Origin of the sequence: Mesorhizobium sp. M1365, assembly GCF_040317865.1 — a bacterium.
GTDB lineage: Bacteria > Pseudomonadota > Alphaproteobacteria > Rhizobiales > Rhizobiaceae > Mesorhizobium.
In genome coordinates this window covers 71,751-84,559 of sequence record NZ_JAMYLG010000005.1, presented here as the reverse complement: position 1 = coordinate 84,559, position 12,809 = coordinate 71,751, and the positions used below count along the sequence as shown (strand labels likewise).

The window sequence follows — 12,809 nt, the reverse complement described above, 5'->3', positions numbered from 1 at the left end:
TTAAACCAGATGCCTTGCAGTTCCCCGGACCGCTTCAAAGGGACACACGCCCCGGAACATCGGCCCAGTATCCATGCGGTTTTACACCGTCTTTTCGCCTATCGCCTTGCGCAGGAAACCTCCCGCGTTGGCAAGCGCCTTACGTGCTTCTTCGACACCCATGCCGGTGATCGTCACGAGGATTGCCAGTTTTACATCATTGCCGGTCTGGTCGAGTGCCTGTCGTGCCTGCTGTGCCGCGCAGCCGGTCGTCTGCATCACGATCCTGACCGCCCTTGCGACAAGCTTCTTGTTGCTTGGATTGAGGTCAACCATCAGGTTCTGATAGCTCTTGCCGATGCGGATCATACTGGCGGTGGACAGCATATTGAGCACCAGCTTTTGCGCGGTTCCCGATTTCAGCCGGGTCGAGCCGGTGAGGACCTCCGGGCCAACCACCGGAGAGATGGCAATATCGGCAATGCCGGCAATGGTCGATCGAGGATTGCAGGACAACGCCACGGTGGTGGCTCCCACCTCCTTGGCATAGGTCAGGCCGCCGATGACATAAGGTGTGCGTCCGCTGACAGCGATGCCGACCACCACGTCGTCGGCGGTCAGCTTGATGTCCTGCAGCGCCTTTATTCCCTGTTTCGGATCGTCCTCGGCGCCTTCCGCAGAGTGCACCAGCGCGTCGACGCCGCCGGCGATCAGGCCCACCACCATGTCCTCGGGTACGCCGAAGGTCGGCGGGCATTCCGAGGCGTCAAGGACGCCGAGCCGGCCGCTGGTGCCAGCCCCCATATAGACAAGGCGTGCACCGTTCTGGAACGCGCTCACGATCCGGTCCACGGCCGCAGCAATATCGGGGATGACCTTCTCGACGGCTGCCGCAACGCCTTTGTCCTCGTCATTGATCTTGCGCAGCACCTCGAGGGTCGGCAACAGATCGATGTCCATGGTTTTCGGGTTCCGGTCCTCGGAAACCAGCCGCTCCAGCTCCGACATCAACCCTTGTTCGACCACTTCGCTTACTTTCAAGTGCGACTGCGAGCAGGACTGTGATGCCCACAGCAAGCGGCGTCCAGTGCCTGCACCTGGCCGTCGGCTCCGTACCGGCTGCGCCGGTTCTGTTTCGTTAACTTTTTAGAATTCGATATTCCCTGTGTCAACGGAAAGTAGGAATATTATATTCCTTGCGAGCAAGGCATCACTGGCGGCAGAGGGATTTTCTGGCCAGGATTATGGCTCCCGAAACCGCGTCGCCGTCGGCCGGCTTCAGCCGTCGGCGGACGTCGGGAGCGAGCCATGGCTCAAGCGGGCTGGACAACCCTCCGAGCAGCGTAACCCGCGGCGCGCCTTTTTCGAACAGCACCCGCACGAAGGTGTCGATCTGCTCGGCAGCGCCTTGCACGATCCGCCGACCGGCCGGATCGCCCTGATCGGCATGGCGGATCACCATCGGCGCCAGGGCGGCATAGTCCGTCGCACTGGCGCGGTCCATCCAGGCCACCGCCTCGAACGGATCGTCCTTGAAGCGCTGCATCACCTCGGCCAGCAGCGCCGTCCGCTCATGCCGACCGTCATGGGCTCGCAAGGCAAGCTGCACTGCCTTCAGTCCGAGATCGGCGCCGCTGCCCTCATCGGAAATCGGAAAACCGTAGCCGCCGACGCGCAGGTCGCGCCCTTCGACAAAGCCGAGCCCGATCGAACCGGTGCCGGCTATGACGATGGCGCCGTCTTGACCCGAATGCGCGCCAAGGCAAGCCGCGACGCCGTCGCTGACGAAGTCGATGCTCGCAAAGGGTTGTTCGATGCCATGAAACGCCTCGAGCGCACCCTTACGGCCGATGCCGGCAACACCGATACCCGCGCGGATCCTGGCGATTTCCGCCGCCGCGAACCCTGCCTCTTCGATCGCCGCGCCAAAGGCTTTGGCAATCGAGGCCCAGGCCACCTCTATACCGAGTCGCGTTGTCGCCGGGCCCGACAGGCCTTGCCCGAGCACGGTTCCTGTCTCGTCTTCGATACGCGCCCGGCAGCCGGTTCCGCCGCCATCGACGCCCAGGAAATAATGCGGAGACGCCCCACCGGCACTCATTGCCTTATTCGTTCGATCTGGGCGCCGCACAGCCGGAGCTTGCGGTCCAACTGCTCGTACCCGCGGTCGAGATGATAGACGCGATTGATCGTCGTCTCGCCCTCCGACACCAGCGCTGCCAGCACCAGCGAGACGGAGGCGCGCAGGTCGGTCGCCATCACTTGCGCGCCCTTCAGCTTCTCGCCTCCGCGCACCAGCGCCATGGTGCCTTGCAGCTTGATATTGGCGCCGAGCCGCATCAGTTCAGGCACATGCATGAAGCGGTTCTCGAAGATCGTCTCGCGCAACAGCGAAGCGCCCTCGGCACAGCACATCAACGCCATGAACTGCGCCTGGAGATCGGTCGGAAAGCCCGGATAGGGCTCCGTCGTCACGTCGACCGCCTTGAGCGGCCCGTCTCTCGATACGATCAGCCCGCGGTCGCCCGGCCATATTTTCACACCGGCTGCTTCGAGCAGCTGGACGACGGATGCCATGTGCTCGAGCCGCGCGTGGGTCAGCTCGAGCTGACCGCCGGTGATGGCCGCTGCGACGGCATAGGTGCCGGCCTCTATCCGGTCCGGGATGATGTCGTGCGTGGCGGCGCGCCAGTCTGTGCTGCCCCCGATCAGGATGCGGTGCGTGCCGGCGCCCTCGATCCGCGCGCCCATGTCGTTCAGGCAGGCGGCAAGATCGGCCACCTCCGGCTCGCGGGCCGCGTTGAGGATCTCGGTCTCGCCGTTTGCCGTCGTCGCCGCCATCATCGCCGTTTCGGTCGCGCCGACCGACGGCGAGCTCAAAACGATGCGCGCGCCTTTCAGTCCGCCCGGCGCAGACGCGACGATCAGTCCGTTTTCGATCGCGATATCGGCGCCAAGTGCGGCAAGTGCGGCGACATGCATGTCGACCGGCCGTGCGCCGATCGCGCAGCCGCCAGGCAGCGAGACCCGGGCATGGCCGAAGCGGGCAAGCAGTGGACCGAGAACCAGCACCGTCGCGCGCATGCGCCTGACGGTATCGTAGCTTGTCTCCCTGGAAGCGGCAGCACTGGTATCGATTGTGGCGGCATGCTCCGATCTGGTGACTTCGGCCCCATGAAGGCCGACGACGCCAAGCATGTTGTCGACATCCGTCACCTCAGGCAGGTTGGTCAGCTGCAGCGGATAGGGGCTGAGCAACGCCGCCGCTATTTGCGGCAAGGCCGCGTTCTTTGCGCCGGAGATCGTCACCGCGCCCTCAAGCCTGTGCCCGCCGACGATCCGCAATTTGTCCATGGCTCTGACCTAATCCCGAGCTGTCGGCGAGTCTACGATCTTTCATGTCCGAATCGTCGACATGCCCGAAGGCTGGGCCGCAACCGCACCAGTCGAGATTTGATGGTTCATTCTTGGCTGTCAATCAGAGACGGAATAATTTATTCCTTGGCTTGGCATTGTCGATGACAGGCAATGGAGGAACGCATGTCCGTCCTGAAGAAGATCGAGGCCAAGCTCGAAGTCATGGCGCCCGGCGACCGCGAGATCGGTCGGTATATCGTCGATAATCCCGACCAGATGCTCCGCCTGTCGACGGCGGCGCTTGCCGCCGAGATCGGCCGCAGCCAGTCGAGCGTCGTCAAGTTCAGCCAGAAGCTCGGCTATTCCAGCTATCAGGAGCTTAAGCTCGCCGTCAGTGAGGCCAAGTCGCAGGAATGGCACGTGCCGGCCGGCATGATCCACGGTTCGATCGAGGTCGACGACAGCTATCTGGTCATCTTGCGCAAGCTGATCGGCAGCAAGCTCTTGTCGATGCAACAGACCGTCGCGGCCAACACCGAGCAGGAAATCGGCAAGGCCCTCGAAGCGTTGAACGGTGCGCGCCGCATTCATTTGGCCGGCGTCGGCGCATCCTCGCTGGTGGCGCGCGATTTTTCCTACAAGCTGATGAAGCTCGGCCGCAACGTGCTGCACGACAGCGACAGCCATGTGCAAATGGCCAATGTCTCGACGCTTGGACGAGGTGACGTGCTGTTCGCGCTCTCCTATTCCGGGGCGAGCATCGAAACCCTGCGGATAGCTGAACTTGCCCGCAAACGTGGCACCACCGTTATCGCCGTCACCGGACTTCGCGACAATCCGCTGAGCCGGGTTGCCAACATTCGCCTGCACACGATCGCCGATGAAGAGCGCGCGCGCTCGTCATCGATAACTGCGCGTGATGCACAACTGACGCTGACCGACCTGCTGTTCATCCTGCTCGTGCAGAAGCAGCCTGACGCCAACGAATACGTCCACAACAGCGAATTGGCCGTCTCGGTGCTGAAGGCTTAGCGCTCTTCGCCGTCTCGCGTTAAGGCCTCAGTTCCTCCCTGGCGCTGCACGCCGACAAGAGCAACTTTCGTCCTCCTTGGTGAAATAGCTTTCTTCAATGTGCTCGCCCGCTTTCCTCGTCCGGCTGGCAGGGAGTCGCGGGAGCGCCGATTGATCAAATGCCGCCGGTCGAAACAAATGTTGACAATCTCATCTGTTGTTGCGAAAGCGTTCAGCCTCGAATTTGACGGCCGGGTGAGACAATGGACGACCTTGGAGCACAGGAACAAGCGGTTCTCGACCTCATTGCCGCGAACCCATTCGCCGGCCAGCAGGACATAGCAACGGTGCTCGGCATCGCCCGCTCGACGGTTGCGGCCCACATCGTGCAACTCGTCAACAAGGGATACATTCTCGGCCGTGGTTACGTCTTGCCGACGTCCAAGCGCATGGTCTGCGTCGGCGGCGCGGTGCTCGACCGCAAATACCACGCCAAGAAGGATCTGATTTTCGAGACGTCGAACCCGGTCGACGGCTATCGCAGCTTCGGCGGGGTTGCCCGCAACGTCGCCGAAAACCTTGCCCGCCTCGGCGTCGACATAAGCTTCGTCTCGATCGTCGGCGACGATGAAACCGGCCGCTCACTGGTGCGGCATCTGCGCGACCTCGGCGCCGATGTCAGCCAGGTCATCACCACCACGGAACGGCCGACGGCGGAATACGCGGCCATCCTCGACCGCAACAACGACCTCGTGCTCGGCATTGCCGACATGGAGATCTTCGATCTGTTTTCGTCGTCCTATCTCGACCGCTTCTGGCCGCATCTGGCTTCGGCGACATGGGTGTTCATCGACTGCAATCTGCCGGCCGCGACCCTCGCGGCACTGATGTCGCGCAAGCAGGGTGCGCGCTTCAAGCTCGCAGTCGACACGGTATCGGCGCCGAAATCAGCGCGCCTGCCGAAGGACCTGACCGGCATCGATCTTCTGTTCACCAATCATGACGAGGCCAATACGATGCTCGGCATGACGGATGCCGACAGGCGGCTGACGCCGGAGGAAGCAGCGGCAGCGCTGCGCGCGGCCGGCGCCGGCGAGGTGATCGTGACCGTGGGCGCGCATGGATTTGCCGTTGCGACCGAGAGCGGTGTGACGACCATGCACTCCGTCCCGGCGCAGCCCGTCGATATCACCGGCGCCGGTGACGCGATGATCGCCGGCACACTGTACAAGGTGCTTTCGGGTGAGCCGGTCGCTCATGCCGTGCGCACCGGCGCGCTGCTTGCCACACTGACCACCGAGAGCGAATCCAGCGTCCATCCCGATCTGTCGCCGCGCTTCCTTGCCGCCGGCACGTACCGCATTCCTGCCTGAAAGCGAGATGATATGAAACCTTTCCTTGTCCACCTGAACGATGAAGTCGCTGCTGCGCTTGATGAAGGCCGCGCGGTGGTGGCATTGGAATCAACGATTATCACCCACGGCATGCCATATCCGGCCAATCTGGAAACTGCCCGTGGTGTCGAGACCGTAGTGCGTGAAAACGGCGCCGTGCCCGCCACGATCGCAGTGGTCGCCGGCAAGATCAAGGTTGGCCTCGACGACCGTGAACTGGAAGAGCTGGCAGCGGCAAAGGGCGTGGTCAAGGCTTCCGGGCGCGATCTCGCCGCCATCATGGTGCGCGGTGGCTCGGCCGGAACCACCGTCTCGGCGACGATGCGGATCGCCGCTTTAGCCGGGATCGGCATTTTTGCGACCGGCGGCGTGGGCGGCGTGCATCGCGGCGCCGAAGCCACTTTCGATATCTCCGCCGACCTGACCGAACTCGGCCAAACCGGCACGACCGTCGTCTGCGCCGGAGTTAAGTCGATCCTCGATATTGCGAAGACGCTGGAATATCTGGAAACTCAGCGCGTGCCGGTGATCGCCTATGGGAGCGATGATTTTCCGGCTTTCTACACCCGCTCCAGCGGGCTCAAGGCCGATCATCGCCTCGACACGCCCGACGAGATCGCGCGAGCCATGCTGCTGCATGACGAGATGGAATCCGGCACCGGCATTCTCGTCGCCAACCCTATTCCCGAAGCGGACGCGCTCGATCCGGCGTTCATCGACGGCACGATCGCAGCGGCCGTGGCTGAGGCCGAGAAGCGCGGCATCGGGCGCAAGGAACTGACGCCGTTTCTGCTCGCACGCATCAATGAGCTTTCGCAAGGCCGCAGCCTGAAGGCCAACATCGCGCTGGTCCGCAACAACGCCGCGCTTGCTGCCCGCATCGCGGTTGCGCATGCGGAATTGAAGGGCGCGACCAGATAGAGACAGCGCCCGGCCAGCGCTACGCACCTTCGATTTCAGCCCGGCGCGAGGTCGAAGATGCGCCCGGCATTGAGGATGTTGTTCGGGTCGAAGGCTGCTTTCAGGCGCCGCATGGCCGCGATCTCGGCGTCGCTGCGCACAAGGTGCAGCCATTCCTTCTTGTCCAGGCCGATGCCATGCTCGGCCGAGACGCCGCCGCCAGCCGCGGCCACGCGCCGGTAGACGATGTCGTATGCGGCCGCCGGATCCCGGTGCGAACCTGATAATGCAGATTGCCATCGCCAAGATGGCCGAAGACGTAGATGTCGGCGCTGCGGTCGACGGCCTTGATGACGGCTTCTGTTTCGCCCAGGAAAGTCGCCATTCTCGCCAGTGGGATGCTGATATCGACGCCGATCAGGCCTGCCATCGAAAACAGGAAACGGTTGGCCTCCTCGCGCACCGCCCAGAGCGCCCGGAATTCGCGCGGCGATTGCGAGACGACCACGTCGTCGATCACGCCATCTTCAACCGCCTGCATCAGCACCGCGGCAAAACGTTCGCGGTCGCGGTCGGGCTCGCTGCCCTGTATCTCGGCAAGCACATAGACGGGCGAGCCGACCGGCAGCGGCGCCGGCGCCTCCATGCCGGCGATCATGGCGCCATAGAGCGGTGCGAAATTCACCTCATAGGCCGATAGCAAGGGCCCGAGCTTCCGCCTGAGCAGCGCAAGCAACGTGATCGCCGCGTCCAGCGAAGCAAGCGCGCAGAAGGCATTGATCTCGGTGGCCGGCTTCGGATGCAGCCGCAGGCATGCGCGCGTGACCACGCCGAGCGTGCCTTCGCTGCCGATGAACAATTGGCTGAGGTCGTAGCCGGAGTTGTCCTTCGCCAAACCCTTGAGCGAGGTCAGGATACTGCCGTCGGCAAGCACCGCTTCCAGCCCAAGCACCTGCGCCCGGTACATGCCGTAGCGCAGCACACGGATGCCGCCGGCATTGGTGGCGACATTGCCGCCGACGGTGGCCGTGCCGCGCGCTCCGATGTCGACGCCGAACAGCAAGCCGGCCGCATCGGCGGCTTCCTGCACCGCTTGCAGCGGCGCGCCGGCCTCGGCGATGATGGTCGCCGCCTCGCGGTCGATAGCCTCAACGGAAGTCATGCGCTCCAGCGACAGCACCGCTTCGCCGCGCTGGATGCGCGCCGCGCCCGCAAGACCGGTGCGGCCACCCTGGACGACGAGCCTTTGCCCGACCTCGTTGCACAGGCGCAGAATGTCCGACACCTCGCCGGTCGTGCGTGGACGCAAGACGATCGCCGGCGGCGCGCCGTCCTTGCCGTCGGGGTCTTCCCGGTAGCGTGGTCCGGCCTCCTCAGCCGAGACAATCGCTGACCTGTCCAGCCGCTTTTCCAGCCGCGACAGAAGCTCGGTAATTTTCTGCGACATGTGGCTCAAGGACATGAACGGCCCGGGCGCATCGACGCGGCCGGGAGAGGGAAGGGCGAGGGCTGTGAAAGCGGCCGTGGCTGATTTCTACTGTTCAGCAAATGTGCGGAAAACCCGCCAAGAATACAGCCGGTTGTCTTCGCCATGCGTCGCTCCTGTAACAGGTCGACCATAGGCGCGGCCGGCTATTTGTCAAACCTTTGACCGCAAGCGCTTACCTGCGGGCGGCCCAGTATTCTGGACCGAGGCAAACGCTCACTCACGCGTCCCAGGCGCCTCAGCCTCGGCGCAAATGAGCTTGATGTCGGCTCCCGCCGCCCAGGCGCCGATATCCTCCCGCCGCAGTGCCGCCGCCATCATGTCCGGAAACAGATCCGGGGTGCAGGCGAAGACCGGAATGCCAAGTGCCGCGAGCCGCGCTTCTCCCCGCCTCGACGCAGTATAGATAGCGGTTTGTGAAGAATTATTATAGCTCTGGCATGGTGAAGATTGGCATGCCTTGGCCCTGTTTTGATGGACCAGGACGTGCCTCAGACGCAAATAGTATCGACTGTTATTCGGCGGACAGAACGGGCTTTGGTAGCCGGCGGCCTTGGCGGAAGCGTTCAGGCTCTGCCCTTCAGGAACTCGATCACCATTGCCGCGGTCCAGGTGAAGCGATTGCCGCCGAGCGGCTCGCCGTTGAGGGGATCGTAATATTCGGCAAAACCGCTCTCGGCGATCAGCTCGAGACTGGATTGCGTGATGCGTTGTGCGATTTGGCTGTGGCCGGCGACGGCAAGGCCGTCGGCGATCATGTAGTTGACCACCAGCCAGACCGGGCCGCGCCAGTAGCGCTTTGGGTCGAAGCGCCCATCCTCAGGATCGTGCGACGGGACGATGCAACGCGTTTTGCCGGCGATGCGCTCGATCGTTGCAGCGATGGTCGCTGCCCGGCTTTCCGGGATGGCCGAAAATACCGACAGAATGCCGCCGACCGACGCGCTGTCAACATGCTTTCCGGCCACTCGGTCGAAACAAATGTACTGGCCATGCGCGTCGCTCCACAGCCGTTCCATTGCCGAAAGCCCCTTTTCGGCACGGGCGCGATTGGCTTCTGCGATTTCGGTTTCGCCAAGTGCCTCGGCGAGATCGGCAAGGTCGGCGGCGGAACGGATCAGGATGGCGTTGAAGCCGGGATCGACGACCTGGAATGGCGAGGCATCGTGCAGCCGGGCATTGTCCCAGCCAAGCCCGCGGAAATGCTGCAACAGCCAGACATAGCGGTCATACTGTGCCTTGGTTGGACGATGCGCCGGATCGGCGTGCAGGATGTCGCGGCGGGTGTAGGGCTCGACGCCTTCGGTCGGCACGCGCTCGAACGCCTCGTCCCAGTCGATCGAGTTGTCGCGACCGGACTCCCATGGGTGGATTATGGCGACCAGCCCTTCGCCGTCCGGGTCGCGATTTTCGTACAACCAGCGGTGCCAGGCATCGATTTTCGGCAACAGCGCGCGGGCGCGCTCGGCCGCCGGGGTCTTGTCCTTGGCCTGGTCGAACAAGCGGCGCACGGCAAAGCCGGCGACCGCCGGCTGGGTGATGCCGGAGGTGGCAGTCGGGCGATTGGTTCGCCAGACCTCCGGCCCGGGGAAATAGCCGTCGCTCCAGACATGGAAGACGATGTGCGGCACCATGCCGTCTGGCCATTGGTGGGCGAACAGCGTGTCGATCTCGGTCCAGGCGCGCGCCTCGTCATAGTGGGCAAGGCCGAGCGCGGTCAGGCAGGAATCCCAGTTCCACTGAAACGGGTAGAGGCCCTTGGTCGGTATGGTGTAGGTGCCTTGGTCATTTTCCCTGAGCACCTCGACGGCGCGGGCGATGGTTTCGTCGACAGCAAGAGATATCATCGGGCGTTCGTACTTTCAGAATCGAAGGGGATCAAAGGGCGTTGGTGGTTTCGGGATCGAACCAGCGGATGCGATCGGGTTTGGGCGAAAGCCGCAAGTGATCGCCGACGGCGACCGTGGCATTCGATTCGAGGATGGCGCGGAACAGGCCGCCCTCGACGCCGCAGGTGACCAGCGTGTGCGGTCCGAGCGGCTCGACAACGCGCACCGTGGCGTTAATACCTTCGTTGCCGGCGTCTACATCCTCGGGGCGAATGGCGAATTCTATCGTCTGCTTGTCCGATTTGGGGCCGGGCAGCGTCAGCCCGGCGACGGTCCAACTGCCGTCGGCCGTCTTCGTCGCCGGGATGAAATTCATCGGCGGGTTGCCGATGAAGGAGCCGACGAAGCGGGCCGCCGGATTGCGGTAGACCTCTACCGGCGAGGCGGCCTGGACGATACGGCCCTGATGCATGACGGCGATGCGGTCGGCAAGGCTCATCGCCTCGACCTGGTCGTGGGTAACGTAGATGGTGGTGGTCTTGGACGCCGCGAGCACACCTTTGAGCTCGGCGCGCATTTCGAGCCGCAGCAGCGCGTCCAGGTTGGACAGCGGCTCGTCCATCAAGATCACGTCAGGCTCCATCGCCAGGGCGCGGGCCACAGCCACGCGTTGGCGCTGACCGCCGGAAAGCTGGCCCGAATAGCGCTTCAAAAGCTGTTCGATATGCATTAGCTCGGCGGTGCGGTTGACGCGCCCGTCGACCTCCTGCTGCGGCAGCTTCTTCATGCGCAGGCCGAAGGCGATATTCTCGAATACCGTCAGGTGCGGAAACACGGCGTAATTCTGGAACACCATAGCGATGCCGCGTTCGCGCGGCGGCAGATGGTCGACGCGACGGCCGCCGATCCAGACCTCGCCCTGGCTTGGCGTTTCCAGCCCGGCGACGATCCTCAGCAGCGTGGTCTTGCCGCAACCCGAGGCGCCGAGCAGCACCATGAATTCCTGGTCGGCGATGGTCAGGTCGATCGAATGCAGGGCGGTGAAGCCGCCGAAACGTTTTGCCACCTGCTTGATGACGATCTCAGCCATCGGCGTTCTCTTTGGTGCGCGTCATCGATTGGCGATCCCCCACATGGCGAACAGATATTTGCGGACGGCAAAAATGAAGATCAGTGCCGGGACAACCAAGGCAGCACCGCCGGTGAATTTGAGGTAGAGCGGCGATTCGCCAAGGCTCTGCAGCAGGAAGGCGGTCAGCGTCCGGTTCTCGATGGTGAGCACCGCGGCGGCAAACACCTCGTTCCAGGAGATGGTGAAGGCAAACACCGCCGACGCCGCGATGCCCGGCAGCGCCAGCGGCAGAATGACTTTTCGGAATGCCTGCAATCTCGTGCAGCCGAGCGTCCAGGCCGCCTCCTCCAGCTCGACGGGAATGCCGGAGAACAGCGAGAAAGTGATCAGCACCGCAAACGGCAGCGCCAGCGTGGTGTGGACCAGCGCCAGCCCGATCGCGGTGTCGTCGAGGCCGGTGCGGATGAACATCACCGCCAGCGGCAGCGCCAGCAGCGGCAGCGGGAAGGCGCGGGTCATCAGCACGAGGAAACGGAACGTTTCCTTGCCCGGGAAATCGAAGCGCGACAGTGCGTAGCCGGCCGGTGCGCCGAAGCCGATCGAGAGGATCATCGTCAGCGTGGCGACGAGCACGGAGTTCCACAGCGCCTTGGCGACGCCGGCGAAATTGATGAAGAAAGCAAGGCTGCCGAAATCGAATGACGGGAAGAAGCGCTTGGGAAAGGCGGTCACCTCTTCCGGCGACGACAGCGCGTTGACGATCAGCAGATAGATCGGCAGCAGCACCCAGACGCAAAGCAGGATGACGGTGGCGACCAGCAGCCAGTTGCCGGCTTTGCGGGCCTCAGGCGCGGCGATCGAGATCTCCGCGACAGTGCTCATATCCGCGCCTCCTTCGGCACACGCAGCACACGCAGGAAGAACAGTGTGAAACCGATCGAGATGGCGAGGATGAACAGCGCCATGGCGGCGGCGACATTGTGGTCCTGCAGCGTGAACTGCCAATTGTAGGTCTCGCCCATCAGCACCGGCAGATTGGTGCCGCCGAGTGCTGCAACCACGGCAAAGACCTCAAAGGCAAGGATGACGCGCAGGATGATCGCCGTCTGCAGGCTTGGGCGCAGCAGAGGCAGCGTGATCTTGATGAAGCGCTTCCACGGGCTAGCGCCAAAAACCTCCGCCGCCTCGTAGTATTCCCGGGGGATCAGCCCCATGCCGGCGACCAGAATGACCATCATGATGGCGGTCGCGCGCCAGATCTCGGCCAGCGCCACGGCGATGAAGATCGTCAGCTTGCTCTGGTAGCCGAGGAACATGACCGGGCTGTCGATGACGCCGAGATTGGAGAGCAAGGTGTTCAGGAAGCCGGACTGGTCGAAGATGGCGAGCCAGATCAGCCCGGCGGCCAGATCGGAGATGCCGAGCGGAATGGCGAAGATATAAAGCGCGGCGCTGCGTCCCGTTTCGAGCCGCGACACCGCGGTTGCCATCAGCAGTGCCATGACCAACTGAATCGGCACGACGACGACGCTCAGCAGTAGCGTATTGCGGACAGTGACCGGAAACTTCCAGCTGCCCGCCATGGTGCGGAAATTGTCGAGCGTAAAGCCGCCGTCGCGGGTGAACGCCTCGAAGGCGACCAACACGAACGGGTAGAGGAAGAAGACGCAGAGGAACAGCGTCGCCGGTGTCAGCAGCAGATAGGGCAGGGCCTTGCTGTGCATGGAGCGCTCTCTATTCGAAGCTTCAAAAGGGGTGGGCGCCCGGCGCGCTGGAAATCC

10 protein-coding genes and 1 pseudogene are annotated in these 12,809 nt (G+C 63.4%); 3 read left to right on the top strand and 8 right to left on the bottom strand.

Features of this window, described 5'->3' with window-relative positions:
• Positions 1–81: 81 nt before the first annotated feature.
• The 3 genes from murQ to murA all read right to left on the bottom strand — a co-directional run bounded on the left by murQ (position 82) and on the right by murA (position 3,333).
• The gene (gene murQ / locus NKH04_RS08155; protein ID WP_353044248.1) at positions 82–1,005 is read right to left on the bottom strand and encodes an N-acetylmuramic acid 6-phosphate etherase; all 924 of its coding nucleotides are present in this window, start codon (positions 1,003–1,005) and stop codon (positions 82–84) included.
• Between the two features lie 184 nt (positions 1,006–1,189).
• Complete coding sequence (locus NKH04_RS08150) at positions 1,190–2,080, bottom strand: glucosamine kinase nucleotide-binding domain-containing protein (protein WP_353044204.1); 891 nt, start codon at positions 2,078–2,080, stop codon at positions 1,190–1,192.
• Positions 2,077–3,333, bottom strand: a complete 1,257-nt coding sequence (gene murA, locus NKH04_RS08145) for a UDP-N-acetylglucosamine 1-carboxyvinyltransferase (protein ID WP_352876022.1) — start codon at positions 3,331–3,333, stop codon at positions 2,077–2,079. The genes NKH04_RS08150 and murA overlap by 4 nt, the downstream gene beginning before the upstream one ends.
• 186 nt (positions 3,334–3,519) lie before the next feature.
• Here murA and NKH04_RS08140 point away from each other — a divergent pair, with 186 nt between their 5' ends.
• From NKH04_RS08140 to NKH04_RS08130, 3 genes are all read left to right on the top strand, one after another.
• The gene (locus NKH04_RS08140) at positions 3,520–4,368 is read left to right on the top strand and encodes a MurR/RpiR family transcriptional regulator (protein WP_353044203.1); all 849 of its coding nucleotides are present in this window, start codon (positions 3,520–3,522) and stop codon (positions 4,366–4,368) included.
• Positions 4,369–4,610: 242 nt separating this feature from the next.
• Positions 4,611–5,720 carry a carbohydrate kinase gene (locus NKH04_RS08135; RefSeq protein WP_352876018.1) on the top strand — a complete coding sequence of 370 codons (1,110 nt, stop codon included), beginning with the start codon at positions 4,611–4,613 and terminating at the stop codon, positions 5,718–5,720.
• Positions 5,721–5,732: 12 nt separating this feature from the next.
• The gene (locus NKH04_RS08130) at positions 5,733–6,662 is read left to right on the top strand and encodes a pseudouridine-5'-phosphate glycosidase (RefSeq protein WP_352502990.1); all 930 of its coding nucleotides are present in this window, start codon (positions 5,733–5,735) and stop codon (positions 6,660–6,662) included.
• 35 nt (positions 6,663–6,697) lie between these two features.
• Here the strand turns inward: NKH04_RS08130 and NKH04_RS08125 are convergent.
• The 5 genes and pseudogenes from NKH04_RS08125 to NKH04_RS08105 all read right to left on the bottom strand — a co-directional run bounded on the left by NKH04_RS08125 (position 6,698) and on the right by NKH04_RS08105 (position 12,752).
• A pseudogene (locus NKH04_RS08125) lies at positions 6,698–8,088 on the bottom strand (FAD-binding oxidoreductase).
• A gap of 605 nt (positions 8,089–8,693) precedes the next feature.
• Complete coding sequence (locus NKH04_RS08120) at positions 8,694–9,974, bottom strand: amylo-alpha-1,6-glucosidase (protein WP_353044202.1); 1,281 nt, start codon at positions 9,972–9,974, stop codon at positions 8,694–8,696.
• A 31-nt stretch (positions 9,975–10,005) separates the two neighbouring features.
• Positions 10,006–11,046: an ABC transporter ATP-binding protein gene (locus tag NKH04_RS08115; protein ID WP_352542239.1), complete on the bottom strand. Its 1,041-nt coding sequence runs from the start codon at positions 11,044–11,046 to the stop codon at positions 10,006–10,008.
• Positions 11,047–11,067: 21 nt separating this feature from the next.
• Positions 11,068–11,910 carry a carbohydrate ABC transporter permease gene (locus NKH04_RS08110; RefSeq protein ID WP_353044201.1) on the bottom strand — a complete coding sequence of 281 codons (843 nt, stop codon included), beginning with the start codon at positions 11,908–11,910 and terminating at the stop codon, positions 11,068–11,070.
• Entirely contained in the window at positions 11,907–12,752 is an 846-nt protein-coding gene (locus tag NKH04_RS08105; protein ID WP_352472253.1) for a carbohydrate ABC transporter permease, read from the bottom strand. The genes NKH04_RS08110 and NKH04_RS08105 overlap by 4 nt, the downstream gene beginning before the upstream one ends.
• Positions 12,753–12,809: the final 57 nt, after the last annotated feature.